Origin of the sequence: Nonomuraea sp. NPDC048901 (genome assembly GCF_040649695.1) — a bacterium.
GTDB lineage: Bacteria > Actinomycetota > Actinomycetes > Streptosporangiales > Streptosporangiaceae > Nonomuraea.
In genome coordinates this window covers 22,936-46,752 of record NZ_JBEZFW010000037.1, presented here as the reverse complement: position 1 = coordinate 46,752, position 23,817 = coordinate 22,936, and the positions used below count along the sequence as shown (strand labels likewise).

The window sequence follows — 23,817 nt, the reverse complement described above, 5'->3', positions numbered from 1 at the left end:
TCCTCGGTACTTTGCATGATCGTCGAGATCTGATGCCGGCAGACCTCTACGATGCCGCGTGTGGATCGTGATCAGATTCTCCTGACCCATCCCGGAACCTCGAAGCCCAAGTACCTGGAACTACGGGTCGACGGGGTTGAGCTGCACCGGAATTGGTGGGCCGGTACCGGGAAGCCTCAGGGGCGTACGAAGTCGTTCGACGACGGGCGCGCGGCACGCGAAGCCCTGGAGAAGGTCGTCGCCGAGAAGATGCGTGACGGGTACGCCCTGCTCCGCGACATCGCCACAACCGAGCCGGGTGACGTCGTCGTCCAGTGCACGACGCGGGCAGAGAACGGCGCTGTGGAGATCGCCCTGCACCCGGACGGCCACACCGTCGCGGTCGCCCGCCGCATCCCCGACCGGGTCGGCAACGCCGGCTCCGATGTGCAGACAGTCGAACTACGGACCGGCGTCCGGCAGGTGGTGTATACCGATGCGCATCAGTACTCACTGATCCATTCCATGGCCTTCGAACCGGACGGATCGCACCTGACGTTCACCGTCCGCGACACAGGCACCATGATGGAGGTGAGCTACACGGTGGCGCTCGCCACTGGTCACGTCCAGCGCCTGCCCCACACCCGACCAGCGTGGGACAGCGCCCGCAAGCGGATGCTGGTCGTCGACGACGATCACGCACTGCGGGTGCTGGGCCCGGACGGCGGTTCGTGCCTCGATTTTCCGCCGGGCAGGCGCTTCCAGACCACTGCCGCACTGTCGCCGTCGGGTCGGCTCGTCGGTCTCACCCACGACCCGGACAACCGCGATACGGAGTACGACCTCGAGATCTGGGATGTTGACACCGGTGAGAGAGTGCTCGCCGCCCCGTTTCCCTTCCCAGCTGGATTCCAGGGGATCCGCCGGTTCGACAAGCTGGCGTTCGACGGGACCGAACAGATCCTCGTCGCGAGTGGCGAGACGTCAGGATGCTTCGGCATCTCGGTGGAATCCGGTGCCCTGTGCTGGGCGATCGAGGGCGAGCGGGCCGGGCTGGCGCGGTTCAGGGACTTCGCACTGTCACCCGACGGCACCCTGCTCGCCGGCGCCTCCTCTCGTGGCCCGGTCGTTGTCTACGACGTCGCGACCGGACAGCCGCTGGAGCCGCGCTTCGCCGTACCAGGCGAGTGGACGAACTGGTACCAGGGGGTTGGTTTCTCCGCCGACGGCAGGCTTCTGGCGGTCGGCGACTACCCCGGCCGCGTTACGGTGTTCCGGTTCGACGGCGTGGAGTTCACCAAGCCCGGCGGTTGACGGCCGGCACCCCGGTCGGCTGCGGTCGTAACGGCCTCTCGCGACTCGTCAGCATGGTCGAGGATGTCGAAGGAGTGGCCTTCTAAAGGGGCTGGTCAGCCGTAAGGTCGGCGTCCACCAGGATTCGTTGGACGATCTCCGTCATGGAGCTGTCCTCCCCGATGACGCACTCGCAGCCGTCCGGCAGCACGTCACGCTCGATGTACCACTGGCGCATCTCGCCTGCGCCGAACTGGGAACGCTGAGGCCGCGTCTCATGCCGACGGAGCGTCTTTTCCCAGGAGATGTCGAGGTAGTAGAGCAAGGTCTTGCCATGATGATCGCGGCCACTCGCAGGTGGTGCCGGACCGTTGCCCCTGTCCCGAGGGCCGGCAGGCTGAGCCTCTTCGGGTTGCATCCCCAGGTGAAGGCAGAGTTGAAGTGGGGACTGCACTGCCACATCCTGGCCTCGGATCAGCCACGTTGGTGGATGTGGGCCATCCAGAAGGTCACCACCGAGTGCCGCGGCCTCAGATCACTCGATGAATTCGATCTCGAGGGGAGCGGCGAACACCAACGGATGATCGTCAAGGAGATCCGGCAATACCTTCAAGCGCACTTCGGCGTAAAGATCGACAGGTTCGTGACCCGATTCGACCTGACCTACATCACCCAGAAGTGGTTAAGGAACCTGCTCTGGGACTTCCTTGCCGACGAGCTGCGATCAGCGGACCCCGCACGCGGCCGTTCCTACTACTACTCCGCACGCCAGGCGATCCAGAAGCTCGGCGCCTTCCTGGAAACCCCAGGCTGGTGTTCTGCATCACTAAGGCTGGTTCCTCGGGCTCTTTCGGCTCTGGGTCGTGAGCCTCGACCTTGATCCAGGAGTCCCACATCAGGCCCGCCACACATTCGCCACCAAGCTCCTCGCCGCTGGCGCGAGCATGCACCACATCAAGTGCTACCTGGGCCACGTCTCGGAGAGGATGACCGAACACTACGCCAAGGTCGCCCTCTCTGAGATCGACGATGTCCTCCACAACGTCTGGGTCACCGGCCCCGGATCGACCCGGCCAGGGGGAACTGGTCTCCCGCGGCGTCACGCCACTCCCGCCCGAAGAGGCCAGGGCACTGGTCCTTGACCTCAACCGGCGCAGCACGCCCGCAGACGGCGGCATCTGCACCTACCAAGTCGTCGTCGACGGCGGCGCCTGCCCCTGGAAGCTCGACTGCGAGAACTGCGACAAGTTCGTCATGACCGGAGCCGACCTGCTCTACTGGCGCCGCAAGCGCGAACACTGGTACTCCCTCGCCGAACGCGCGCCCAACGACGACATGGCCGACTGGCTACACAAGATCTTCGAGCCGACGGCCCGCGCCATCGACGGGCTGGAACGCGCGCTGGCCGGCCTCGGGCTCCTCGAGGACGCCCTGGCGCTTGACATGCGACGGCCCCAGGACTACTTCCACCGCCTATGGAGCACCGGCTTCAAGATCTCCGAACTCGCCGTGATCGGCAGGGAGAAGGCATGACCACCACGGCACGCACCCAGGCGGCGAATCAGGCCCGGCGGCTCAGCACCCAGGCCAAACTCGACCAACTCCAGGAAACCCTGCGCACGCTGCGCCGAGAACGCAGCCCGCTATCCCGCGGTGGCCCAACGCTCGGGCGTCTCCCGGACTTTCCGCTACCAGAACACCGTCGCCAATGCCCTAATGACGCAGGCCATCGCCGCTGCGGGACAGAAGAGGCGCCAGGCGCAGACTGATCACGGCGACCAGGTTGAAGCGTCCTTGCGGCAGCGGGCGGTGAACGCTGAAGACGCGTTCAAGGCCGCATATGGCGAGATCGGCGCCCAACGGGACCGCATCGCCATCCTTCTCGGCCAGATCCGCGATCTCCAAGCCGAATACACCGAGGAGACTGTTCAACGGGTCGCCACCGAGAACAGCGGCCTCAAGCGGCGCGTCCGCGAACTCACCGACGACAACCGAAGCCTCAACGAGAAGCTCCAAGCCGACCGATCGAACAACCGGTTCCTCGACAAACGCATCGCCGACCTCGAAGCCAAGATCCTCGACCTCCGGGGACAGCGTTAACGTGTGACTGAGCGCCTGAGTTGGCGGGAGACGCCAACTCCATGCTCAGTCCTGGCTTTATCCAGGAGACCGGCTCTGCCGGGTGGGACCCCGGCGAGCTGGCGCGGTTCGCGGCCTCTCTCCCGAAAAGGGTCTCAGCCGAGGCAGAACTCGTTGCCCTCGATGTCTTGCATCACGATGCACGATTCGTTGTCTTCATCGGCAGGAAGTAGTCGCACGCGTACGGCGCCGAGCGCGACCAGTCGTGCGCATTCGGCCTCAAGGGTGGCCAGGCGCTCTGCGCCCACGAGGCCGGTGCCGGCCCGCACGTCAAGGTGCAGCCGATTCTTGGCGACCTTGCCTTCGGGGACGCGCTGGAAGTACAGCCGCGGACCCACACCTGAGGGGTCACTGCAAGCGAACCACGAGTCTCGCTCCTCAGGCGGCAACGAGTGGTGGTAATCGTCCCAAGTGGCGAACCCCTCCGGCGGGGGCGGCGCGACGTACCCCAACACCTCGCACCAGAAGCGAGCGACGCGTTCAGGTTCGGCGCAATCAAAAGCAACTTGAATCTGCTTAACGGATGCCACTGGACAATCCCCTCACGGTTGGCGATAGACACTGTAACCGCTCTCAGGGGTTGACATCGACAAAAATGATCAAGGATTCGAGCGCCGGTCTCGCCAGCTGAAGCACTCATCCGCCAACTGAAACACTCAGTCACATAACGCCGGCTACGTCGCCACGTCACGCACACATACGCAACGTGAATGCCGAGGTCAGGGACTCAAAGCGTCTGAGGACGGTCGGTAAGGCTGATCAGCGCCATGCAACGGCGGCCCGTCAATGTGCCCGCACCCCTGGCCGACCTCCTCCGCGAACTGGCCACCGCTGATCACCGTGCGGCCGTCCTCGGGGAAACCGGCCACCGCTGGCTCTTCCCCGGCCGGTACGCCAATCAGCACATACACCCGGCCCGTCTGAACCAGCTGCTCAACGCGGTCGGAGCACACAGCCGCCCCGGACGCAGTACCGCCCTTATGGACCTCGCCTCACAACTGCCCCCAGTCGTGGTCAGCAAGCTCCTCGGCCTGCACATCTCGACCGCCACCGAAATGGGCCCAAGCCGCAGGGAGCACCCGCCCTGGCTACGCCGCGAGCGTCGCCCGGCGGCGCCGCTGCCCTCCAGCATCGTGCGGGATAACCAGTCGACGGGTACTGGGTCTGATGCGCGGCAAACGTGATCGCCGCAAATTGGCGAGATGGGTGTCACCGAAGGCTGTGATTCCGGCGCGCACTCCACACTGCCAGACCGGCCGCCAGGACGAGCACGCCGGCGAGCCAGAGGATGCCCTGCAGCGGCAGGGCATCGACGATTGTGCCGCCGGCCAGCGCGCCGAGACCGATCGAGAGGTTGAACACCGCCACCCACAGAGCGGAGGCTTCCTCGACCGCTTGTGGCGCGGACTTGATCATCCATGTCTGGAGGCTCGTGGAGACCCCGCCGTACACCAGGCCCCAGACGACGAGCAGCGTTACCCCGCCCGCGGCGGTGAGCCCTGCCAAGGGGTAGAGCAGCACGGTAACCCCCAAGGCGGCGGAGATGGACAGGACCGTCCGATGGAGCCGTTTCGCCACGGCGGCACCCGCGATGAAGTTCCCTGCGACGCCTGCCAGGCCGAATCCGAACAGCAGTGGCCCGACGAGTTGCGCGTCGATGCCGGACAGATCCTGCAGCACGGGGCTGATGAACGTGTAGGCCGCGAAGTGGCCGGTCACGATCAGGAAGGTCGCCAGGATGCCGATCCGGACGCCCTGGTTGCGGAACTGGTCGGCCAGCCGCCGCAGGCCGACGGGTTGAGCAGCGGTCAACGGTGACAGCACAGCCAGCAAGGCGACCAGCACGACCAGTGCGAGGGCGCTCAAGGCGCCGAACGCGATCCGCCAACTCGCCAGCCCGCCGATCACCGTGCCGATAGGGACGCCGAAGACGTTCGCGGCCCCGACACCGCCGAAGATGATCGCCGTGGCCCGCGGCACGAGCTGGGCGGGGACGAGCCGGACGGCCAGGCCGCCGGCGATGGCCCAGAATCCGCCGATCGCCACCCCGACCAGCACGCGGGCGGTGATCAGAAGCGGATAGTTCGGGGCCAGGGCGGAGGCCAGGTTGGCGAGCGTCATGAGTCCCATCAAGGCGACGAGCAAGAGCCGGCGATCCATCCTGCCGACGAGTACCGGGACCGATGGTGCCGCGACGGCGGCGACGATGCTGGGGACCGTGACCATCAAGCCCGCCGCACCCTCAGAGACCGACAGCGCCGAGCCGACGGGGGTGAGCAGTCCGATGGGGAGCTGCTCGGCCGTCACCAGGAGAAATGTACCGAAGGCCACGGCGGACACCGCGATCCAATGATTCTTCGCTGACGCGTCTCGCCGGGCCGTCGTAGGGTCCGTTGCCGTCACGTCGTGTCTCCCCTCTTATTCGGGAGCGATCGCTCCCATATGACGGCACCCTAATACGGGAGCGATCGCTCCACAACCTTGGTAGAGTGGCGAGCATGGCACGGCCCAGGGAGTTCGACGAGCAAGACGTGATCGCCAAGGCGACCGACCTGTTCTGGCGTCGCGGCTATAACGCCACGTCCGTCCGCGACCTGGGCGCCGAGCTCAGACTCAAGCAAAGCAGCCTGTATCGGACCTTCAACGACAAGCGCACACTGTTCTTGCGGACGCTGGACCACTATCGGGCGACGGAGTCCACGCAAGCCGAAGAGCAGCTCAACGCCGCCGGTCCCAGCCTCGAAGTCCTGCGAGAGTGGTTGATCTGGATGATCAGCCACGAGGCCGGTCGCGGCTGCTTCGTGGTCAATACGGCTGCCGAACTCGGCACCACCGACCCCGAGGTCCAGCAGAGGACCGAGGCCGCGTTCGAAGTCACCAGGAAAACCCTGGCGTCACTGCTCCGCCGCGGCATCCGCGACGGCGACCTGCCCGCCGCATTGGACGTCGACGCCGCAGTGGAGCTGCTGTTCACGACGGTGCTCGGACTACGCGTACGCGAACGCACCGGACACGACGTCCAACGACTCGCCACAGCAATCGACTTCACCATCAAAACGCTCGCGACATCTGCGACCTGACCGGCAGAAGGGCACCTCGGCCGAGATCTCCGTGCAGGTCGCTGCGTGCCGCCACCGCTACGCCGGCGTCTCTAATTCGGTACCCCTGCGAGGGGTGCTGTGCCAAGGTTCTGCAGAAGATCAGGCGAACCGAGGGCTTGGATGTGGAATGGGCGCAGTGCGGTCGGAGGAATGGGATGAGCGAGAAATGACCGAGCTGGACCCGCCCCCGGCCGACCACCCCGCGCGCCTTGAGCAGGGGCACCCGTTCCGGCAGTGGAAGACCTGGCGGATGCCCGGCAGCGAGCTGACCCTCACCGGCTACTCTCGCGCGAACGACAAGACGTTCTTCCACATCCCCGAACTGCGGTGCAGCCTCGATGCGGGGCTGTGCGAGGGGCGGCAGGTGGACACGGTCTTCCTGACCCACACCCACCATGACCATGCCAAGGACCTTGACTACCTGGCCGCCAATCCCGCCGGGACGGACATCTACCTGCCCGCCGAGGCGGTGCCGTACGTGGAGTCCTACTTACGCGCGTCCGCGGAGCTCAATCACGGAGCGGGGTTCGATCCCGCTCTGGCGGCAGGACACCGCTTGCACGGGGTGCGGCGCGGCGACGAGTTCAGCTTCGGACGCCGGGGACATCACGTGCGGGTGGTGGAGTGTGAGCACAAGGTGCCCTGTGTGGGGTACGCCTTCTCCGAACGGAGCAAGGCGCTACGGCCGGAGTTCGAGCAGTTGCGGCAGGCCTTGATAGAGCAGGACAAGGGCGGTGAGTTCGGCCGGATTATGGCGCGCAAGCGCAAAGAGGGGGTCGCAGTCGACCACGAGGTCCGGCGACCGCTGTTCGCCTTTCTTGGCGACACTCATGTGAATGTGTTCGCCCGCAACCCGTGGTTGTTTGAATACCCGGTCATCATCACCGAGTGCACGTTTCTGGATGACACCGAGTTGGAGCGCGCGGACCGGATCGGGCATACGGTCTGGAGCCGGCTGCGGCCCGTGGTCGAGGCCCATCCGCAGACGCTGTTCGTTCTGACCCACTTCAGCCTGCGCCACTCCGACCAGCAGGTCCTCGCGTTCTTCCGGCAGCAGTGGGAGCAGGCGTCGCGGCCGGACAACAACGTTTTCCTGTGGGTTCACCCGGACAGCCACCTGCCCGAGCAGCACCAGCACCGCACTTCCTAAACCCTGACACTCAAATGCCCACGGGTCCGCCCCCGGGATAAGGGGCGGACCCGTTCGTATCAGGGACCCGTTCGCATCAGTAGGGGAAGACCGGGTAGCCGTTGTAACCGCCGCCGACGCACGTGCGCCCGGTCGGGCTCAGCCAGTCAGGGACGACCACCCCGCCCGCGAACACGCACTGGGTGACGGTGATGTACTCGCGGGCGGCGGCCTGAGCGGTTGCGGCAGGGGCGAGTGTCAGCGCACCTGCCGCGGCCGCGGAGACGAGGGTGAGGGTGAGGAGCAGACGACGCATAGGACTCCCATCACAGAGGGTTATTGAGCCACTACCTATGGTTACCTACGCGCCCGCCCGCCAAACTGCGACAAGGCCGCTAACAGTTGCCGAAGGCTGGGAGGCCGAGGATGCGGAGTGCGAGCCATTCGATGGCCAGCGGCCCGCCCTCGATGGCCCCCGTCACATGGTTCGGAGCCGGGAGCGATGTCCAGCGGAGGTTGACGCCCGCCCGGCAGTACTCCGAGCGCAACGTGGCCGAGATCGCCTGCGGGATGATCTCGTCGCCCTGGGCGTGGTAGATGAACATCGGGACACGCGGCGCGATCGCCCCGAGGCGGTTCTCGGCGAGCCGGGCCAGCCACTTGGGCTGGTTCATCAGGTCAACGGGGCTCAGGTCGGAGAAGCGCAGGCCGGCGAGCTTGTCCAGGTCGCCCACGCAGTCGTCCGCCGCGTCCGCGAGCAGGGAGCGCCCGCGGTCGTTGAGGTCGGCCTCGAGGTCGAGTTCCGGATAGGCGGCGTCGAAGCCGACCCCGGCCGCGGCGGCCAGCCCGAAGTTGGCATCGCCGTCGAGGTGGTCCGCCACCGCGTGCAGGTCCGCCGGGACTCCGCCCGCGGCCACGCCCTTGAGCCGCAGCTCCGACGCGTACGACGGCTGGAGCTGGGCCGCCCAGGCGGCCGACGCGCCGCCCTGCGAGTAGCCCATGACCGCGACCGGCCCGCCCGTGGACAGGCCCGAGCCCGACACGCGCGTGGCGGCCCTGATCGAGTCCAGTACGGCGTGACCCTGCGAGATCCCCGCCATGTACGTATGCACTCCCGGCGTGCCGAGGCCCTCGTAGTCGGTGATGGCCACCGCGAACCCCTTGAGCAGGAACAGGCTGACCAGCGCAAGCTCCGCCTCGCCGCCCCGGCTCATGCTGGCCGAGGGCGCGCACTGGTCGCCGAGTCCGTGGGTGCCGACGGCGTACCCGATGATCGGGCGCTTGCCCAGCGGGTAGCTGGCCTTGGGCACGAGCAGGGTGCCGGACACGGCGTTCAGCGAGCCGGTGGCGGAGGTCGAGCGGTAGAGCAGGTGCCAGGCGTTCACCGGGACTTCGAGCAGCTTGCCCGGCAGCAGGTAGACGGTGGTGGGCTGGGCGGTGACCACGTCCCCCGCCGCGGCCGCGCGGGCAGGCGGCGCCGCGACGAAGGACGCGATCAGTAAGAGGATCATGGTCATGCTGACGCGGACACGTAACCTCATGTGCCACCCCTCTCCGTGGGGTTCGCTCAGGGGAAGGCGGCGCCGCGAGCCGATCGTTACCCGGCAGTAACCTCGTGTCAAGGCCCGAAACGACGGCGAATCCGAGCCGTTGTCAGACTGCCTCCCGCGCCACATAACACTGGCCACGACCGCATCACCGGGCCGCCCCGAAACGGTGAACTCCACTGCGACGGTCGGGCACCATGGACGGATGGATGCTGGTTCGGTGACCTTTCTGCGCGAACTACTCGCCGAGACCGGCTGGGTGGAGCGCACCCGCGAGCTCGGCCTGGCGCTGCGGACCACCCGCTCGCCCGGCGGCCTGATGCTGGTGGGCACGCCCGACGACGAGCCGTGGCATCTCACCGCGCACCTCGCCGACGAGGCCCGGCTTTCCGAGCTGCCGCAGCTCGCACCCACCCTGGTCCGCTGGAAGCCGCCCGCCGACGCCCCGGCCCACCTGCGCGTCGGCCTCGACCGGATTCAGCGGGCGGGGCGCGGCGAGACGCTGTTCGTGGTGGCCGAGCAGGACGCGCCCGTGCCGCTGCTCGAACGGGTCAACGACGCCCGCCGTACGGGGGCGACGATCCTGGCGCTCGAAGGCGGCGACACGGCGCTGGAGGGGCTGGCGCACGACGCGATCGCCGTGCCACGGCTCGGGCCGGTGACCTTCGACGGCGCCCAGCACCTGGTCAGCATGGCCGCGGGCGAGCTGCCGGCGCGCCCGGGGCTGCGCGAGCGCCTGGCCCGCCTGCTGGAGAAGGTCAACGGTCCCCAGGTCGCCGACTGAAGCTCATTCCCCGGCGTTGGTGAGCCTTCTGGCGAGTGCCCGTACATGGTCCTTGAGCTCGGGCGGGTCAAGGACCTGGAAGTCGATGCCCTTGAGCGCGACATAGAGGGCGATGGTGTCGAGGGAGTCGCCGCCGGCGTAGAAGAGGCAGCTGTCCGCGTCGCGGTGTTCGAGACGGCCAGCGGTAGGTGAGGTGTGTTCGGCGACGACGTCGAGCGGCGCGTGGAACAGGATGGTCGCTCGATACCGGTACGGGGAACTCGTGAGGGCGTTGGAGACATAGGCGTGTACGCCCTCGGCGGGTTCGGCCCGAGGCGTGAAACGCGGCCCGGGTTGTGGAGCCGAGTCCATACGGTCGACGCGGAAGGTACGCCAGTCGTCGCGGTCGAGGTCGAAGGCGAGCAGGTACCACCGCCGGCCGGTGTGGACGACGCGGTACGGCTCGACGCGGCGGGTGCGCTGCTGGTACCCGAAGCGGATGCCCTCGTGGGCGCGGCAGGCGGCGGCCAGGGCGGTGAGCAGATCGGGCTCCACCGTCGGGCCGGGGCCGGTCAGCGGCAGGATGGCCGACTGCATCGCGCCCACGCGGTGGCGCAGCCGGGAGGGCAGAACCTGTTCGAGCTTGGCGAGGGCGCGGAGCGAGGTCTCCTCGATCCCGGTGACCGTGCCCGTGGCGGCGGCGCGCAGGCCGACCGCGACGGCGACGGCTTCGTCGTCATCGAGCAGCAGCGGCGGTAGGGCCGCGCCGACCCCCAGCCGATAGCCGCCGGTGATGCCGGTGGCGGACTCCACCGGGTAGCCGAGGTCGCGGAGCCGGTCGACGTCGCGGCGGACGGTACGGGTGGTGACACCGAGGCGTTCGGCCAGCTCCGCGCCTGACCAGTCGGGGCGGGACTGGAGCAGGGACAGCAGCCGCAGCAGCCGCGCCGAGGTTTCCAACATCCGCGCGCAACTCCCTCCGAAGGTATGAGGACCGGACCTGTCCTCAATGGTTCCTAGTGTTCCTCGTACCGGGGTCGCCCGGGAACCCTCGAAACCAAGGAGAGCTTCATGATCCTCGTCACCGGCGCCACCGGAAACGTCGGCCGCCACGTACTCGACGTGCTGGTCGCCAAAGGCCACGCCGTACGTGCCCTGAGCCGGTCCCCGCAGCAGGCGGTGTGGCCGGCCGAGGTCGACGTCGTCGCCGGCGACCTGGCCGACCCGGCGTCGCTGGACGCGGCCCTGACCGGTGTGGAGTCGGTCTTCCTGTTCGCCGTACCGGGCTGTGGGCCCGCGTTCGTCGCCGCCGCCCAGCGGGCCGGCGTGCGCCGGGTCGTGCTGCTGTCCTCCGGCGGGGTCGATGACGACGCGGAGGTCCAGGACGGGCCGATCGCCGCCTACCACGCCGAGATCGAGCACGCCCTGCGCGGCTCCGGCCTGGCGTGGACCTTCCTGCGCCCGGACGTGTTCGCCGCCAACAGCCTCATGTGGGCCGGGCAGACCAGGTCCGGGGACGTGATCCGCGGCGCCTACGCCGACGCGGCGTCCGCCCCGGTGCACGAAGCCGACATCGCCGCGGTTGCCGTAGCCGCCCTCACCGAGGACGGGCACGCCGGTCAGGTCTACCGGCTGACCGGGCCTCAGTCCCTCAGCCACGCCGACCAGGCCGCCATCCTCGGTCAGGCGCTCGGCCGGCCCATCAGCTACGCCGAACTACCCGCCGAGACCGTACGCCAGGCGATGAGCGCCCACGTGCCGGGCCCGATCCTGGACAGCATTCTCGCCACCTGGGCCGCCTCCGTCGGCCGCGTCGCGCCCACCACCACCGACATCGAGAAGGTCACCGGTCGTCCCGCGCGCGGCTACCACGAGTGGGTCCTCGACCACGCTGCCGCGTTCTAGCCACGAGACATCATTCAAGGAGACCTTGCGTGTCAGACATGAGCGAAACGATCATGCCGTTCCGGATCGATGTCCCCCAGTGCGATCTCGATGACCTGCACCGCCGCCTGTCCGCCGTGCGGTGGCCGAGCGAACTGCCCGACGTCGGCTGGAGCCGCGGCGTTCCCCTGGCCTACCTCAAGGAGCTGGCCGAGTACTGGCGCACCTCGTACGACTGGCGTGGGCACGAGGCCGCGTTGAACGACATCCCGCAGTTCACCACCGAGATCGACGGGCAACGGGTGCACTTCATGCACGTACGTTCCCCGCACCCGGATGCCCTGCCCCTGATCCTCACCCACGGCTGGCCCGGATCGGTGGTCGAGTTTCTCAAGGTCATCGGCCCGCTGACCGATCCGGCCGCGCACGGCGGGGACCCGGCCGACGCCTTCCACCTGGTCATCCCGTCGCTGCCCGGCTTCGGATTCTCCGGCCCCACGCGAGAGACCGGGTGGAACAGCGGCCGGATCGCGCGGGCGTGGGCGCGGCTGATGAGCCGGCTCGGCTACGACCGGTACGGCGCGCAGGGCGGCGACCTCGGCGCCCTGGTCACCCCGGAACTCGGCCGCACCGCCACCGGGCAGGTCATCGGTGTCCATGTCAACGCGGCCTCCTTCGGGTTCATCCCGTTCGGGGAGGTCTCGGACGAGGAGCGGGCCACGCTGACCGACGCCGAGCGGGCCCGGCTGGGGCGGGTGAAGGAGTTCATGGACGACCAGAGCGGCTACTTCAAGATCTCGGCCACCCGGCCGCAGACGGTGGCGTACGCCCTCACCGACTCACCGGTCGGCCAGCTCGCCTGGCTCGTCGAGAAGTTCAAGGAGTGGAGTTTCCCCGCCGCCGACCTGCCCGAGGCCGCCATCGACCGGGACCTGCTGCTGACCGACGTGATGCTCTACTGGCTCACCGGCACCGCCGGTTCCGTCGCCAACCTGTACTACGAGAACATGCACGCCAGCACCTGGCACACCGAGCCGGCCACCACACCCACCGGCGTCGCCGTGTTCGCCCACGACCTGCCCATCCGCCGCCACGCCGAATACGGCAACAACATCACCCACTGGTCGGAATTCGACCGCGGCGGCCACTTCGCCGCCGTGGAAGCACCCGACCTGCTCACCGCCGACATCCGGACCTTCTTCCGCCCGCTCCGCTAGCGGCGCCCGGCTACCCACCCCTTGAGGACCCTTCGTGCCACGCCTCACCACCCGCGCGACGCGACCCGGCCGCGCTGGCCCACGCGGCCCGCGCCTGGGTGCCGCTGGTACAGATCCCGCCGCGGCGGCCACGCCTGGTCACCTTCCGGGACGAGCGGGGCCGTGAACTGTTCGACCTTCCCGACGCGCCGCGGCCGGATCCGGACACCCCGGCCCCGGTGCGTTTTCTCTACGACTTCGACAACCTGCTGCTCTCCCACGACGACCGCAGCCGCGTGGTCACTGTCAACTACGCCGACCAGGGCTTCGGCAGGACGAACGAACAGCCCCGGTCCGTACTGGTCGACGGCTACGTAGCCGCCACCTGGAAACTCGCCACCAACCGCGACACCGCGACCTTGACCGTGCGCCCATTCCGGAAACTGACCGCGGCCGAGCACGAACAACTCGACGCCGAAGGCGCCCGGCTACTCGCCTTCCTCACGCCCAGCACCACAGTCCACGACATCGTGCTCCATTGGCATTAAACCCGACAAATCGGACGCCAATGGTATTGCTGAACGAAGTGATTTCCTTACACATAGTTGACTAAACCAGCCAAACGGGAATACTAGATTTCCCGTTTGGCCGTCGTTCCACTGAGACCGAGGATGCCCATGTCGCCCGGCACCGCCATGCCTCCGGCAGAACCGCACCAGGCACGTAGCGGTACCGGCGTCGCGGAAGGGCTTGTACCACGCCGACCCGGCCCCCGTCGGCCGCCGCGTGAGACCGGCACGCGCCGCTAACGGGCCCTTCGGCGGTCGACACCCTCCCCGCCTGCTCTCCCCGACCCCAGGACTGTCATGCCGCCAGACTCTTTCAGCGTCCCGATAACGATCGGCGCCGCCGTTCTCGCCATCGCCCTCGCGGGCGTCGTCATCTTCCACATACGCCTACGCCGCGACCTCGCCCAGGTCCGTGGGGAGCTCGTTCAGGCCCGTCAGGCTCACGAGCACCTGACGCGCGAGACCAGCGCCAGGAACCAGTGGCAGGCGCAGGTGGAGCGCCAAGCTCAGGAGAGCGCGGAGCAGACCCGCGAGGCGCGCGCCCAGCAGGACCTCCTGCACGCCGAGACCGAGCACCTGATCTCGAAGCGGATACCCGCCCTGCTGTCCCACCTGCGTGCCCCGCACGTGATCGTGCCCGGCGTGCAGAACCCGGCGCTGGCCGGCACGGACATCGACAGACAGCACCGCGCCATCCTCGAAGCGCTCACCCGCGGCGTCCGCGAGGAAGGCGAGCGCATCGACGAGGCGGCCCAGGCCGTCGTCAGGGGCGCGATGTCCCGCGTGCAGACCCAGGCGCTGCGCGCCCAGGACCTGCTGGCCGGCGTGCAACAGCGCTACAGCGGTGACGAGCACACGGCGCTGCTGCGCGAGGTGCTGGGGCTCGACATGTTCAACGAACTGATGATCCGTCGCGTGCAGGTCACCGGCATCGCCTGCGGCGCCACGCCCGGCCTGTCACGTGACGACACCTACCTGGTGGACCTGATGGTGGGCGCCATCTCCCGCGTGGAGAACTTCGAGCAGCGCGTCGAGGGCCCGGCCAACCACCTGCGACGCCGGATCGGGGTCGCCGCCCGCGCCGCGGAGTCGATCCTGCTCATCACGGCCGAGCTGCTGGCCAACGCGGTCCACCACTCCCACGGCACGCTCAAGGTGACCATCGCCGTGCACGAGACCAACACCGGCGCCGCCATCGTCATCGACGACGCCGGTGTCGGCCTCAACGAGGACCAGTACGCCCGCGCGACCCGCCTGCTGAGCGGCACCCACCCGGTCCGCCTGGTCGACCTGGGCAACCCACCCCACACCGGCTGGGCCGCGATCGGCCGTCAGGCCGCGCACTACGGCATGCAGGTCACGGTCAAGAAGAGCGCCTTCGGCGGCGTCCAGGCCGTGCTGAACATCCCCACCGCCCTGCTGGTGGAGATGCCGGAGGACAGCCGTCCGTCGGTGCTGGCGCCCGAGCCGATCCGCGCCGCCGTCCCGGCCGCCGCCACCGCCCTCCGGTCGGCGCACGTGGCAGCCGTCCCGGCCCCAGCACCGGCCCCGACCCCGGCCATCCGGCTGGAGCCCGTCACCTCCTCCGTACGACCCGAGCCCGCGGCGACGCCCCGTACGGAACCCGCGACGACCCCCGAGCAGCGACAGGCCCCTGCGGGGGATCTCGCGCCACTGCCACAGCGCCGCCGCCAATCGCCGACCGGGCCGAGGCCCAGCAGAAGCCAGGGCGGCTCGGACGACAGGTTGCTCACCACCCCGGAGGAGGCCCAGAAGCGGTGGGGAGACTTCCAGGTCGGAGCCGAGGCGGGCCGCCGCGAAGCGCTCCCGCCGCAACAGCAGCATGACATCACCGAAGGGATTTGACCGCTCCATGGATGCTCACAGCGCTTCCAGCCGTGTTCAGACCAAGGGTCGCCCGTTGTCCCTCGACGTGTCCTGGGTCCTGTCGCCGCTGCTGGCAGTGCCCGGTGTCGCCCGCGGCGTGGTGCTGAGCCGTGACGGGCTCATCCTCGGCGGCTCCGCTGACGTGACCGCCGAGACCGGCGAGCGCGCCGCCGCCATGACGAGCTCCGTGCTGGGGGCGGCCCGCGCCCTGTGCGACGGCCTCAGCAACGGCGCCGACGGCGAGGTGGTGGACATCGTCATCTCCGCCGGCAGCGGCGGCTACTACTACATCGCCCCGGCCGGCGACCGCGCGGCCATCGTCGTCGCCGCCACCGGCACGGTCAACATCGGCGCGCTCGCCTTCGAGGTGCAGCTGCAGGTGCAGAAGCTGGTCAAGGCTCTCGACGAGGCCAGCGCGGCCAGGGTGCCGGGCGTCCGGACATGACCTCCGGACGGCGGCGGCGTGTCGTCCCGGACTACATGGCCGCCGCGAGGCTGACCGTGCCCGAGCACATCAACGTCGAGCGCACGACCCTGGTCTACATCGCGCCCGACGCCGCCACCAACGGGCTGGACCCGCCGGGGTCGCATCTGCTCGCCCTGCTGCGGGATGGGCCGTTGTCGGTGTACGAGTGCGCCGCGCACCTGGGCCTGCCGTACTGCGTGGTGCGGTTGCTGGTCGCCGGGCTGGTCGGGGGCGGAACGCTGCTGACCCGCGATCCGCCGGCCGCCGACCTGCCCGACATCGAGATCTTGGAGTTGGTGCTCAGTGGCCTCCGCGCTCTTTGACAGCGGCATCAGTACCGAACACATCCCGGTCAAGCTGGTCATCGCCGGGCCGTTCGGCGTGGGCAAGACGACCATCGTGAGCGCGCTATCGGAGATCGAGCCCCTCAACACCGAGGAGGTGCTCACCCAGGCGGGCACGCTGGTCGACGACCTCACCGGCGTGAACGAGAAGACGACCACGACCACCGCGATCGACTTCGGCCGCCTCACCCTGCCGGGCGTGGTGCTCTACCTGTTCGGAGCACCGGGACAGACCCGGTTCCAGGTCCTGTGGAACGAGCTGGTCCGCGGCGCGCTGGGGGTGCTGGTGCTGGCCGACACCCGCCGCATCGACGACAGCTTCGCCGTCCTCGACCTGGTGGAGAACGCCGGCATCCGCTACGCGGTGGCCGTCAACCACTTCCCCGACTCGCCGGACTACCCGCCGGAGGCCTTGCGCGAGGCGCTCGACCTGGGCCCGCGCACGCCACTGGTGGTGTGCGACGCCCGCGACCCCGCCTCCGCCCGCGCCTCGCTGATCGCGCTGGTGGAGCACATCAGAGAGCTGGTGCTGTCATGACTCTGCGCTATATGCCCGACGCCGGGCGCCTGTACGGAACTGAGTACGCCGGCGACCCGCAGGCGGTCTACGCGGATCTCCGCCGGCGGCACGGCGCGGTCGCCCCCGTGGAGATCGCCCCGGGCATCGAGGCCCACCTGGTGATCGACTACCAGGCCGCCCTGGACGTCCTCACCAATGTCGGCGGCGTCTGGAGCAAGAACCCCAGCGCCTGGCAGACGCGACTCCCCGACACCCCCGAGGCCGCGGGCATGATAGCCATGCTCGGCCACCGGCCCAACGCGCTGTTCTCCGACGGGGCCGAGCATGCCCGCTACCGCAAGGTGATCTCCGACTGCTTCCAGCTGGTCCAGCCGCACAAGCTGCGCCAGATGGTGATCGAGGTGTCGGACTCGCTCATCAGTCAGTTCGCCGCGAAGGGCGAGGCCGACCTGGTCGCCGACTTCGCCCGGCTCATCCCGGCCCGCATCTTCAACCTGCTCTTCGGGCGGCCCGACTCCGACAGCGCCGGCTTGATCCAGGCCCTGGCGGACATGATGGAGGCTGACGGCGAGACGGGCGCGCGGGGCAGCGAAGCGTTCGGCCGCTACATCGGCGAGCTGATCCAGGGCAAGTACGCCCAGCGGGGCGACGACCTGACCTCCTGGTTCATCGACCATCCGGCCGCGCTGCAGACCGACGAGCTGGCGCAGAACATCGTGCTCGTGATGGCCGCCAGCTACGAGCCCACGGCCAACCTGATCTCCAACACGATCTCCCGGATGGTCAGCGACGACCGCTACTACAGCTCGCTCACCAACGGCGCGCTCAGCACATACGACGCCCTCATGGAAGCCCTGCGCGCCGAGCCTGCCATGGCGAACTACGGCCCGTACTTCGTACGCCAGCCGGTGCACTTCCACGGCACCTGGATCCAGCCGGCCGAGCTGGTCCTCGTCTCCTACGCCGCGGCCAACACCGAGCCTGCCAACATTCCCGAAGAGCTGCGCTCGGACGGCGGCGCGTACCTGGGCTTCGGCGCGGGGCCGCACCGCTGCCCGGCCAGCGACCCGGCCGTGCTCATCGCCATGACCGCGATCGAACGCCTGACCTCTCACCTGTGCGACCTGGAACTGACCGTGCCGCGCGAGGAGCTCCTGTGGCGGCCCGGCCCGTTCCACCGCGCGCTGGCGCACCTACCGGTGCGCTTCACCCCCATCCGTCCAGATCAGCCTGGAGAATCCCCTTGGGTAGTACAGCCTCCGTCGTCCTTGACCCCTTCGGAGCAGACCTCCCCGGTGAGGTCCGTCGGCTACGTGACCTCGGCCCCCTGGTCCTCGTAGAGCTCGCGGGAGGCATCCCGGCCTGGGCCGTGACCCGGCACGACCTGCTCAAGCAGCTGATCCTCGATCCGCGGGTGAGCAAGGACAAGCGGCACTGGCGGCTGCTGCCTCAGGCGCTCACCGAGCCGGGCTGGACCTGGATCATGACCTGGATCGGCGTGTCGAACATGCTCAGCGCCTATGGCGAGGAGCACCGGCGGCTGCGCAAGCTGATCGCCCCGAGCTTCACCGCGCGCCGTACCAAGGCCATGCAGCCGATCGTCGAGGGGATCGTCACTGAGCTGCTGGACGCCATGGCCGCGGTGCCGCCGGGCCAGGTCGTCGACCTGCGCGGCGCCTACGCCCACCCGCTGCCGATGCGGGTGATCTGCGAGCTGTTCGGTGTCCCGGCGGACATGCGGGTGGCGATGGCCCAAGTGATGGAGGCCATCATGGACACCACCGCCACCCCGGAGCAGGCGGCGGCCACGGCGGCCCAGATCGGCACCGTGCTGCCCGCCCTCGTCTCCTACAAGCGCGAGCACCCGGGCGACGACCTGACCACGGAGCTGATCAACGTCCGCGACAGCGGCGACTCGCTCAGCGACGACGAGCTGCGCGACACCCTGCTGCTCCTCATCGCGGCCGGGCACGAGACCACCGTCAACCTGATCGGCAATGCCGTACACGCCCTGCTCACCCATCCCGACCACCTTCGGCGGGTCCTGGCGGGAGAGATCTCCTGGGAGGCGGTGATCAAGGAGACGCTGCGCTGGGCGCCGTCGATCGCCAACCTGCCGCTGCGGTTCGCCATCGAACCGATCGAGATCGGTGGCGTACGAATCGAGGCGGGCGACGCGATCATCACCAGCTACCTGGCGGCCGGGCACGACCCCGACCAGCACGGCCCGGACGCCGACCGGTTCGACCCGACCCAGGATCGCGACGAAAACCTGGCCTTCGGCATCGGCGTGCATCGCTGCATCGGCGCTCCGCTGGCCCGCCAGGAGGCGCTCACCGCCCTGCCCGCGCTGTTCGCCCGGTTCCCGGACCTCCGGCTGGCCGTGGACGAGAGCGAGTTGCCGCACGTCCCGTCCTTCATCGCGCACGGCTGGAGCAGGCTACCGCTGCTGCACCGCTGATCCGCCTCGGCGACGCCCGGCCGGGACCGATTCGCCGGCCGGGCTAGGGGTCGATGGGCTCGGGGGTGTGCAGGTGGCCGACGAGGGTGGCGTCCAGCGCGGCGGTGGCGTCCTCGATCGCGCTGATCACGACCGACTGCACCGGGTCCGGCTCCCCCGATCTCGTACGGCTGACCCGCGTAACGGCGTCCAGCCGCCGCGCCCCCACATCCCGGATCTCACTGACCCGCACCTCCCCCTCCGGCACGTCCAGCAGGGCGAGCGACGGCACGATCGCCACCCCGTACCCGGCCGCCACCAGCGCCAGCGTGGGATCGAACTCGGTGATGACGTGCACCTTGCGCGGCTCGAACCCGTGCAGCCCGGCCAGCCGATCGAGCGCCTGCCCGCACGCCTGGTCGGGCTCGCTGGCCACCCACGGCAGCTCCGCCAGGTCGGCGACCGTACGCAGGTCGGGCCCGTCGGGCGGCACCACGATGCGGTACTCGTCCACGTACAGGGGGCGGACGGCCAGCGACGGCTGCGCCGGCACCGGCAGGCTCATGTCCTGCTCGGTGATCAGCACGTCCACGGCCCCCAGCCGCAGCTCCTGGAGCGCGGGCTGGCCGTACACCTCATGGATGACCGGAACGATCTTGGGGTGGCGGACGGCGAGGTCGCGCATGGCGGGCACCAGAATGTGCTTGATCACCGTCGGGAAGGCGGCGATCCGCACCGGCCCGGCCAGCCGTTCGGTGAAGCGGGTGAGCTCGCGCCTGGCCTCGGCCAGTTCGTCCTCGACCCGCTCGGCGTATCCGGCGAGCACCCGGCCCGCCGGAGTGAGCGAGACGCGGCGCTGTGAGCGGTCGATGAGGGCGAGGCCCACCTCGCGTTCGAGCTGGGCGAGCTGCTGGGACACCGCCGACGGCGTCAGGAACAGGGCCTCGGCCGCGCGCATGACGCCGCCGCGGCGGGCGACCTCGTGCAGGACACGCAGCCGGCGGGGGTCGATGTCCATGCAGATCAGCTTACGTCAACCTTTAGCAATCTTTATTTGCGCTTCAGCGCAGTAAGTCCGGACAATTGCGCGCATGAGCTTCCTCGTTGACGCCCTCGGCTGGCTGGGCGCCGCGTTATTGCTGTTCGGGTACGCCATGGTCTCCTCCTCACGGATGTCCGGCGACGGCGCCCACTACCAGTTGCTCAACCTGGCCGGCTCGATCGGCCTGATGGTCAACAGCGCCGCGAACGCGGCCTGGCCCTCGGCGGGCCTGAATCTCGTCTGGGCCCTCATCGGCGTCACGGCCATCTACAAGCTCACCAGGATCGGATTCGCTCAATGATCGTCGAACTCAGCCACCGCATCACCGACGGCATGGTGACGTACCCGGGCATCCCCGGGCCGGTGATCGGCACGCACCTCAGCAGAGAGGCCTCGCGTGAGGTCTACGCGCCGGGTACGGAGTTCCACATCGGCACGATCGCGCTGGCCGCCAATACCGGCACCTATCTGGACACCCCCTACCACCGCTACCCCGACGGCCAGGACCTGTCGCAGGTGCCGCTGAGCAAGCTGGCCGATCTGCCGGGGCTGGTCGTACGGGCCGAGGGCGTCAGGCAGGTCGTCCTGGAGGAGGACCTGGACGTGCGCGGCCGGGCCGTACTGATCCAGACGGGCTGGGACCGGCACTTCGGCACCGACAAGTATCAGCGCGAGCACCCGTATCTGGCGCCGGAGTCGGCGGCCTGGCTGGCGGAGCAGGGTGCGGCGCTGGTCGGCATCGACTCGCTGAACATCGACGACACCCCGTCGCGCGGCCCGCGCCCGGCGCACTCGGTGCTGCTCCAGGCGGGCATCCCGCTGGTCGAGCACCTGACCGGGCTCGCGGCGCTGCCGGACGAGGGCTTCCGCTTCCACGCCGCGCCGCCCATGGTGGCGGGCATGGGGACATTCCCCGTCAGGGCCTATGCGGTGGTTCCTTAACAGCGGCCCATTCACTAACGCATTCATTCATAAATGCCCACTATGACGGGCCGCCGCCCGGTCAGCGGCCCGCCATAGCTTTACCATCCCCTGCTTCCTATCCCGTCCAGGCTCTCAGCGGAGCCCGCCGCGCATTACTTGCAGACGGACGCGATGCAGACGTTGATGTCCTTGATGATGACCGTCGGACTGAACGTGGCGTAGGTTTTGACGACCGAGTTCTTGATGGCCGCGACGTTCACCGCGGTCCCGTTGAGGTTGTTCTGCAGGACGCCGATCTCGTTACCAGTGAGAGTCCGGTTGCCCGTGATGTTGAGCTTCACCGGGACGCCCGCGACGACGTTGTTGCAGGTGACGACGTTGGCGAGGCCGTTGGAGCAGGAGTAGCCACCGGTGGCCTGAGCCATCGAGGCACCCCCCACCAGCGCGGAACCGAAGAGGCCGAGCATGAGTGCGACCGAGGCCACGCGCGTGTTCGTCTTCATGGAATTAGCCATCCCCTCTTTTGTGGTTTCTGACGGCCCATGCCTCCATGACCGGATGCCGTGGACCGCCGGCGTACGATGCGAGAACACTTCAATTTTTTACATCGGCGTCGTGCCCCCCTTTTTCGGTGACGTGGAATTTATATCCCACGCCCTTCGCGAACAACAAGTCCAGAGTTTCGCCCGCGGCCTTTTCGGCTAATCGCCTTCGGCGTTTCAACCGATGGCCTTATGCAAGCCGTACAAGTATTTTGAGAGCGCTTGTCCGCTAAGGGGATGATTTGTTTTGGGGGCGTTTGTCAGCTGAAGCGAAATGGGAGTCCCAGGGAATCGGTCTTGCCCGTGGCAGCGGGCGACTCAGAAGACGACCACGACCTTCAGGCCGCCCCCTGGGTTGGGGCGTGCCCGCACGCCCGCCTCATGCGCCTTCGCGATCGACGCGACGATCGACAACCCGAGTCCGGCACCCTGCTCACGGGTCGTGTGGAGGCGCCGGAAGGGCTCGAAGAGATCGCCCATACGCTCACTCGGCACTTCCGGGCCGGTGTTCCGGACGGTCAGAGCACTGTGGGAGAGCGTCACCTCGACGCTTCCGCCGGGATGGTTGTAGCGGACCGCGTTGTCGACGAGGTTGGTGACGAGCCGGTTCAGCAGGATCGGATCCCCATCGACGGTGAACGGCTCGATCCGTGTGGTCACGGCGACGCCGTCCGGGTCTCCTTCGGCCAGGACGACTCTCACCACCTCGTCCAGGGCCACCGGGATCCGCTTCTCGAGGCCGTGTTCCGCCTGGGCGAGGACCAGGAGGGCGTCGATGAGGTTCTCGGTGCGGTGGTTGTGGAACAGGAGCTTGTCGCGGATCGCGCCGACGTCCTCGGGCAGGCCGATCTCGATCGCCGCTCGCTGGACGGCCAGCGGGGTCCGCAGCTCGTGGGACGCGTTCGCGATGAAGCGCCGCTGCGCCTCGACGGAGAGTTCGAGGCGGTCGAGCATCGCGTCGAACGTGTCGGCCAGTTCCTTCAGCTCGTCCTTCGGCCCGCTGAGCGCGATGCGTTCGTGCAGGGTCGACATGGACAGTCGCTGCGCGGTCGCGGTGATCCGGTGGACGGGTCGCAGGATCCGCCCGGCGACCAGCCAGCCGACGATCACTGACACCACCGTCAGGAGTCCGACCGTCAGCTCGGTCACCCCCCACTGGTAGTCGATCACGTCGTCCACCAGATCGGGCAGCACCGGCGGCAGATCGGCCGGCACTCCCCGTATCGGCGCCTGTGGCGCCAGTGGCGCCCCCTGGATCCGCGAGACCCCCCTGTGCAGCGCCTGGCTCAGCAGCAGGTTGACCGTGATCAGCAGAACGGTCGAGGTCAGCAGGAACAGTCCGGAGTAGATCAGCGTGAGCCGCACCCGGATCGTCGTCACAACACGTATCCCGCGCCGGGAACCGTCTGGATGCAAGCCGGGTCGCCCAGCTTGGCGCGTAAGCGGCTGACCACGACCCGAACCACCGTGGTGAACGGGTCGACGTTCTCGTCCCATGCCTCGTCGAGCAGCCGTTCAGAGCTCACGACCGCGCCGTCCGCTCTCATCAGCACCTCAAGGACGGCGAACTCCTTGAGCGACAGGTGCAGATGCCGCCCGTCCCGCGACGCCTGCAGCCGGTGGGCGTCGAGCACGATCCCGTGCCGCGTCAGCACCGGCGGCACCTGCGCCTGGCTGCGCCTCCCCAGCGCCTGGACCCGGGCGACCAGCTCGGCGTAGTCGAACGGCTTGGGCAGGTAGTCGTCGGCCCCCATCCCGAGGCCGGCCACCCGCTCCGGCACCGCAGCGGCGGCCGTCATCATCAGGATCCGGGTACGGCTCCCGCGCGCCACCAGATCACGGCACACGAGGTCGCCGTGCTTCCCGGGCAGGTCCCGGTCCAGTACGAGGACGTCGTAGTCGCTCACCGCCAGCCGCTCCGCCGCGGCGGCCCCGTCGTAGACCACGTCGACGGCCATGGCGTGGCGGCGCAACCCCACCGCCACGAGATCGGCCAGATCGCGTTCGTCTTCGGCCACCAAGACCCGCATGCTGACGTTCGTACCCGAATCG

The 23,817-nt window shown here is 68.6% G+C and carries 28 protein-coding genes and 1 pseudogene; 19 read left to right on the top strand and 10 right to left on the bottom strand.

The window, feature by feature from the left end; translation table 11 throughout:
- Positions 1 to 60 precede the first annotated feature (60 nt).
- Complete coding sequence (locus AB0C30_RS57315) at positions 61 to 1,293, top strand: hypothetical protein (RefSeq protein WP_357961375.1); 1,233 nt, start codon at positions 61 to 63, stop codon at positions 1,291 to 1,293.
- Positions 1,294 to 1,375: 82 nt separating this feature from the next.
- Here AB0C30_RS57315 and AB0C30_RS57310 read toward each other — a convergent pair whose 3' ends face one another.
- Complete coding sequence (locus AB0C30_RS57310; protein ID WP_357961372.1) at positions 1,376 to 1,597, bottom strand: hypothetical protein; 222 nt, start codon at positions 1,595 to 1,597, stop codon at positions 1,376 to 1,378.
- 99 nt (positions 1,598 to 1,696) lie between these two features.
- Between AB0C30_RS57310 and AB0C30_RS57305 the strand changes: the two genes are divergently transcribed.
- The 4 genes from AB0C30_RS57305 to AB0C30_RS57290 all read left to right on the top strand — a co-directional run bounded on the left by AB0C30_RS57305 (position 1,697) and on the right by AB0C30_RS57290 (position 3,372).
- Positions 1,697 to 2,152, top strand: a complete 456-nt coding sequence (locus AB0C30_RS57305; RefSeq protein ID WP_357961369.1) for a hypothetical protein — start codon at positions 1,697 to 1,699, stop codon at positions 2,150 to 2,152.
- Positions 2,136 to 2,414: a tyrosine-type recombinase/integrase gene (locus AB0C30_RS57300; protein ID WP_357961366.1), complete on the top strand. Its 279-nt coding sequence runs from the start codon at positions 2,136 to 2,138 to the stop codon at positions 2,412 to 2,414. Before AB0C30_RS57305 ends, AB0C30_RS57300 begins: the two co-directional genes overlap by 17 nt.
- Positions 2,302 to 2,805 carry a hypothetical protein gene (locus AB0C30_RS57295; RefSeq protein ID WP_357961404.1) on the top strand — a complete coding sequence of 168 codons (504 nt, stop codon included), beginning with the start codon at positions 2,302 to 2,304 and terminating at the stop codon, positions 2,803 to 2,805. Before AB0C30_RS57300 ends, AB0C30_RS57295 begins: the two co-directional genes overlap by 113 nt.
- 120 nt (positions 2,806 to 2,925) lie before the next feature.
- Positions 2,926 to 3,372, top strand: a complete 447-nt coding sequence (locus AB0C30_RS57290) for a hypothetical protein (protein ID WP_357961363.1) — start codon at positions 2,926 to 2,928, stop codon at positions 3,370 to 3,372.
- Positions 3,373 to 3,506: 134 nt separating this feature from the next.
- On the opposite strand, the gene AB0C30_RS57285 is transcribed toward AB0C30_RS57290, so the two are convergent.
- Complete coding sequence (locus AB0C30_RS57285) at positions 3,507 to 3,941, bottom strand: VOC family protein (protein WP_357961360.1); 435 nt, start codon at positions 3,939 to 3,941, stop codon at positions 3,507 to 3,509.
- A gap of 679 nt (positions 3,942 to 4,620) precedes the next feature.
- Complete coding sequence (locus AB0C30_RS57280; RefSeq protein ID WP_357961402.1) at positions 4,621 to 5,751, bottom strand: MFS transporter; 1,131 nt, start codon at positions 5,749 to 5,751, stop codon at positions 4,621 to 4,623.
- Between the two features lie 158 nt (positions 5,752 to 5,909).
- Here AB0C30_RS57280 and AB0C30_RS57275 point away from each other — a divergent pair, with 158 nt between their 5' ends.
- Both AB0C30_RS57275 and AB0C30_RS57270 read left to right on the top strand, forming a co-directional pair.
- Positions 5,910 to 6,491, top strand: a complete 582-nt coding sequence (locus AB0C30_RS57275) for a TetR/AcrR family transcriptional regulator (RefSeq protein ID WP_357961358.1) — start codon at positions 5,910 to 5,912, stop codon at positions 6,489 to 6,491.
- 187 nt (positions 6,492 to 6,678) lie between these two features.
- On the top strand, positions 6,679 to 7,662 hold the full coding sequence (locus AB0C30_RS57270; RefSeq protein WP_357961355.1) for an MBL fold metallo-hydrolase: 984 nt from the start codon (positions 6,679 to 6,681) through the stop codon (positions 7,660 to 7,662).
- Between the two features lie 76 nt (positions 7,663 to 7,738).
- Here AB0C30_RS57270 and AB0C30_RS57265 read toward each other — a convergent pair whose 3' ends face one another.
- Both AB0C30_RS57265 and AB0C30_RS57260 read right to left on the bottom strand, forming a co-directional pair.
- The gene (locus AB0C30_RS57265; protein WP_357961352.1) at positions 7,739 to 7,957 is read right to left on the bottom strand and encodes a hypothetical protein; all 219 of its coding nucleotides are present in this window, start codon (positions 7,955 to 7,957) and stop codon (positions 7,739 to 7,741) included.
- Between the two features lie 79 nt (positions 7,958 to 8,036).
- Entirely contained in the window at positions 8,037 to 9,182 is a 1,146-nt protein-coding gene (locus AB0C30_RS57260; RefSeq protein WP_357961349.1) for a lipase family protein, read from the bottom strand.
- Between the two features lie 211 nt (positions 9,183 to 9,393).
- Between AB0C30_RS57260 and AB0C30_RS57255 the strand changes: the two genes are divergently transcribed.
- Positions 9,394 to 9,972: a hypothetical protein gene (locus tag AB0C30_RS57255; protein ID WP_357961346.1), complete on the top strand. Its 579-nt coding sequence runs from the start codon at positions 9,394 to 9,396 to the stop codon at positions 9,970 to 9,972.
- Between the two features lie 3 nt (positions 9,973 to 9,975).
- Here AB0C30_RS57255 and AB0C30_RS57250 read toward each other — a convergent pair whose 3' ends face one another.
- Positions 9,976 to 10,914 (bottom strand): YafY family protein, encoded by a 939-nt coding sequence (locus AB0C30_RS57250; protein ID WP_357961343.1) that lies wholly within the window; start codon positions 10,912 to 10,914, stop codon positions 9,976 to 9,978.
- Between the two features lie 108 nt (positions 10,915 to 11,022).
- Here AB0C30_RS57250 and AB0C30_RS57245 point away from each other — a divergent pair, with 108 nt between their 5' ends.
- The 9 genes and pseudogenes from AB0C30_RS57245 to AB0C30_RS57205 all read left to right on the top strand — a co-directional run bounded on the left by AB0C30_RS57245 (position 11,023) and on the right by AB0C30_RS57205 (position 19,278).
- Positions 11,023 to 11,856, top strand: coding sequence for an NAD(P)H-binding protein (locus AB0C30_RS57245; RefSeq protein WP_357961341.1), 834 nt, complete (start codon positions 11,023 to 11,025; stop codon positions 11,854 to 11,856).
- Positions 11,857 to 11,894: 38 nt separating this feature from the next.
- Positions 11,895 to 12,431 (top strand): annotated as a pseudogene (locus tag AB0C30_RS57240) (epoxide hydrolase); the annotation flags it as partial.
- On the top strand, positions 12,347 to 13,579 hold the full coding sequence (locus tag AB0C30_RS57235; protein WP_357961399.1) for a crosslink repair DNA glycosylase YcaQ family protein: 1,233 nt from the start codon (positions 12,347 to 12,349) through the stop codon (positions 13,577 to 13,579). The pseudogene AB0C30_RS57240 and the gene AB0C30_RS57235, both read left to right, overlap by 85 nt.
- Positions 13,580 to 13,897: 318 nt before the next feature.
- Positions 13,898 to 15,466 (top strand): hypothetical protein, encoded by a 1,569-nt coding sequence (locus AB0C30_RS57230; protein WP_357961339.1) that lies wholly within the window; start codon positions 13,898 to 13,900, stop codon positions 15,464 to 15,466.
- 55 nt (positions 15,467 to 15,521) lie between these two features.
- Positions 15,522 to 15,932 (top strand): roadblock/LC7 domain-containing protein, encoded by a 411-nt coding sequence (locus tag AB0C30_RS57225; RefSeq protein ID WP_357961336.1) that lies wholly within the window; start codon positions 15,522 to 15,524, stop codon positions 15,930 to 15,932.
- A complete protein-coding gene (locus AB0C30_RS57220) occupies positions 15,929 to 16,276 on the top strand; it encodes a DUF742 domain-containing protein (protein ID WP_357961334.1) in 348 nt (115 codons plus the stop codon). Before AB0C30_RS57225 ends, AB0C30_RS57220 begins: the two co-directional genes overlap by 4 nt.
- On the top strand, positions 16,257 to 16,835 hold the full coding sequence (locus AB0C30_RS57215; RefSeq protein WP_357961331.1) for an ATP/GTP-binding protein: 579 nt from the start codon (positions 16,257 to 16,259) through the stop codon (positions 16,833 to 16,835). Before AB0C30_RS57220 ends, AB0C30_RS57215 begins: the two co-directional genes overlap by 20 nt.
- Positions 16,832 to 18,157 (top strand): cytochrome P450, encoded by a 1,326-nt coding sequence (locus tag AB0C30_RS57210; RefSeq protein WP_357961328.1) that lies wholly within the window; start codon positions 16,832 to 16,834, stop codon positions 18,155 to 18,157. The genes AB0C30_RS57215 and AB0C30_RS57210 overlap by 4 nt, the downstream gene beginning before the upstream one ends.
- Entirely contained in the window at positions 18,061 to 19,278 is a 1,218-nt protein-coding gene (locus AB0C30_RS57205; RefSeq protein WP_357961325.1) for a cytochrome P450, read from the top strand. The genes AB0C30_RS57210 and AB0C30_RS57205 overlap by 97 nt, the downstream gene beginning before the upstream one ends.
- A 43-nt stretch (positions 19,279 to 19,321) precedes the next feature.
- On the opposite strand, the gene AB0C30_RS57200 is transcribed toward AB0C30_RS57205, so the two are convergent.
- Positions 19,322 to 20,275 (bottom strand): LysR family transcriptional regulator, encoded by a 954-nt coding sequence (locus tag AB0C30_RS57200; protein ID WP_357961322.1) that lies wholly within the window; start codon positions 20,273 to 20,275, stop codon positions 19,322 to 19,324.
- 73 nt (positions 20,276 to 20,348) lie between these two features.
- On the opposite strand from AB0C30_RS57200, the gene AB0C30_RS57195 reads away from it, so the two are divergent.
- Both AB0C30_RS57195 and AB0C30_RS57190 read left to right on the top strand, forming a co-directional pair.
- Positions 20,349 to 20,600 carry a hypothetical protein gene (locus AB0C30_RS57195; RefSeq protein ID WP_357961319.1) on the top strand — a complete coding sequence of 84 codons (252 nt, stop codon included), beginning with the start codon at positions 20,349 to 20,351 and terminating at the stop codon, positions 20,598 to 20,600.
- Positions 20,597 to 21,241, top strand: a complete 645-nt coding sequence (locus tag AB0C30_RS57190) for a cyclase family protein (RefSeq protein ID WP_357961317.1) — start codon at positions 20,597 to 20,599, stop codon at positions 21,239 to 21,241. The genes AB0C30_RS57195 and AB0C30_RS57190 overlap by 4 nt, the downstream gene beginning before the upstream one ends.
- Before the next feature lie 134 nt (positions 21,242 to 21,375).
- On the opposite strand, the gene AB0C30_RS57185 is transcribed toward AB0C30_RS57190, so the two are convergent.
- The 3 genes from AB0C30_RS57185 to AB0C30_RS57175 all read right to left on the bottom strand — a co-directional run bounded on the left by AB0C30_RS57185 (position 21,376) and on the right by AB0C30_RS57175 (position 23,795).
- Positions 21,376 to 21,726 (bottom strand): hypothetical protein, encoded by a 351-nt coding sequence (locus tag AB0C30_RS57185; RefSeq protein WP_357961314.1) that lies wholly within the window; start codon positions 21,724 to 21,726, stop codon positions 21,376 to 21,378.
- Positions 21,727 to 22,083: 357 nt separating this feature from the next.
- Positions 22,084 to 23,145, bottom strand: coding sequence for an ATP-binding protein (locus AB0C30_RS57180; RefSeq protein ID WP_357961311.1), 1,062 nt, complete (start codon positions 23,143 to 23,145; stop codon positions 22,084 to 22,086).
- A complete protein-coding gene (locus AB0C30_RS57175) occupies positions 23,142 to 23,795 on the bottom strand; it encodes a response regulator transcription factor (protein ID WP_357961308.1) in 654 nt (217 codons plus the stop codon). Before AB0C30_RS57175 ends, AB0C30_RS57180 begins: the two co-directional genes overlap by 4 nt.
- Between the last annotated feature and the right edge of the window lie 22 nt (positions 23,796 to 23,817).

Bases quoted from the DNA above. Each gene is read 5' to 3' on its own strand.
- AB0C30_RS57295 (WP_357961404.1), top strand. From the start codon at position 2,302: ATGTCCTCCACAACGTCTGGGTCACCGGCCCCGGATCGACCCGGCCAG.
- AB0C30_RS57275 (WP_357961358.1), top strand. From the start codon at position 5,910: ATGGCACGGCCCAGGGAGTTCGACGAGCAAGACGTGATCGCCAAGGCG.
- AB0C30_RS57270 (WP_357961355.1), top strand. From the start codon at position 6,679: ATGACCGAGCTGGACCCGCCCCCGGCCGACCACCCCGCGCGCCTTGAG.
- AB0C30_RS57265 (WP_357961352.1), bottom strand. From the start codon at position 7,957: ATGCGTCGTCTGCTCCTCACCCTCACCCTCGTCTCCGCGGCCGCGGCA.
- AB0C30_RS57260 (WP_357961349.1), bottom strand. From the start codon at position 9,182: ATGAGGTTACGTGTCCGCGTCAGCATGACCATGATCCTCTTACTGATC.
- AB0C30_RS57255 (WP_357961346.1), top strand. From the start codon at position 9,394: ATGGATGCTGGTTCGGTGACCTTTCTGCGCGAACTACTCGCCGAGACC.
- AB0C30_RS57250 (WP_357961343.1), bottom strand. From the start codon at position 10,914: ATGTTGGAAACCTCGGCGCGGCTGCTGCGGCTGCTGTCCCTGCTCCAG.
- AB0C30_RS57245 (WP_357961341.1), top strand. From the start codon at position 11,023: ATGATCCTCGTCACCGGCGCCACCGGAAACGTCGGCCGCCACGTACTC.
- AB0C30_RS57230 (WP_357961339.1), top strand. From the start codon at position 13,898: ATGCCGCCAGACTCTTTCAGCGTCCCGATAACGATCGGCGCCGCCGTT.
- AB0C30_RS57220 (WP_357961334.1), top strand. From the start codon at position 15,929: ATGACCTCCGGACGGCGGCGGCGTGTCGTCCCGGACTACATGGCCGCC.
- AB0C30_RS57210 (WP_357961328.1), top strand. From the start codon at position 16,832: ATGACTCTGCGCTATATGCCCGACGCCGGGCGCCTGTACGGAACTGAG.
- AB0C30_RS57200 (WP_357961322.1), bottom strand. From the start codon at position 20,275: ATGGACATCGACCCCCGCCGGCTGCGTGTCCTGCACGAGGTCGCCCGC.
- AB0C30_RS57195 (WP_357961319.1), top strand. From the start codon at position 20,349: ATGAGCTTCCTCGTTGACGCCCTCGGCTGGCTGGGCGCCGCGTTATTG.
- AB0C30_RS57190 (WP_357961317.1), top strand. From the start codon at position 20,597: ATGATCGTCGAACTCAGCCACCGCATCACCGACGGCATGGTGACGTAC.
- AB0C30_RS57185 (WP_357961314.1), bottom strand. From the start codon at position 21,726: ATGAAGACGAACACGCGCGTGGCCTCGGTCGCACTCATGCTCGGCCTC.
- AB0C30_RS57175 (WP_357961308.1), bottom strand. From the start codon at position 23,795: ATGCGGGTCTTGGTGGCCGAAGACGAACGCGATCTGGCCGATCTCGTG.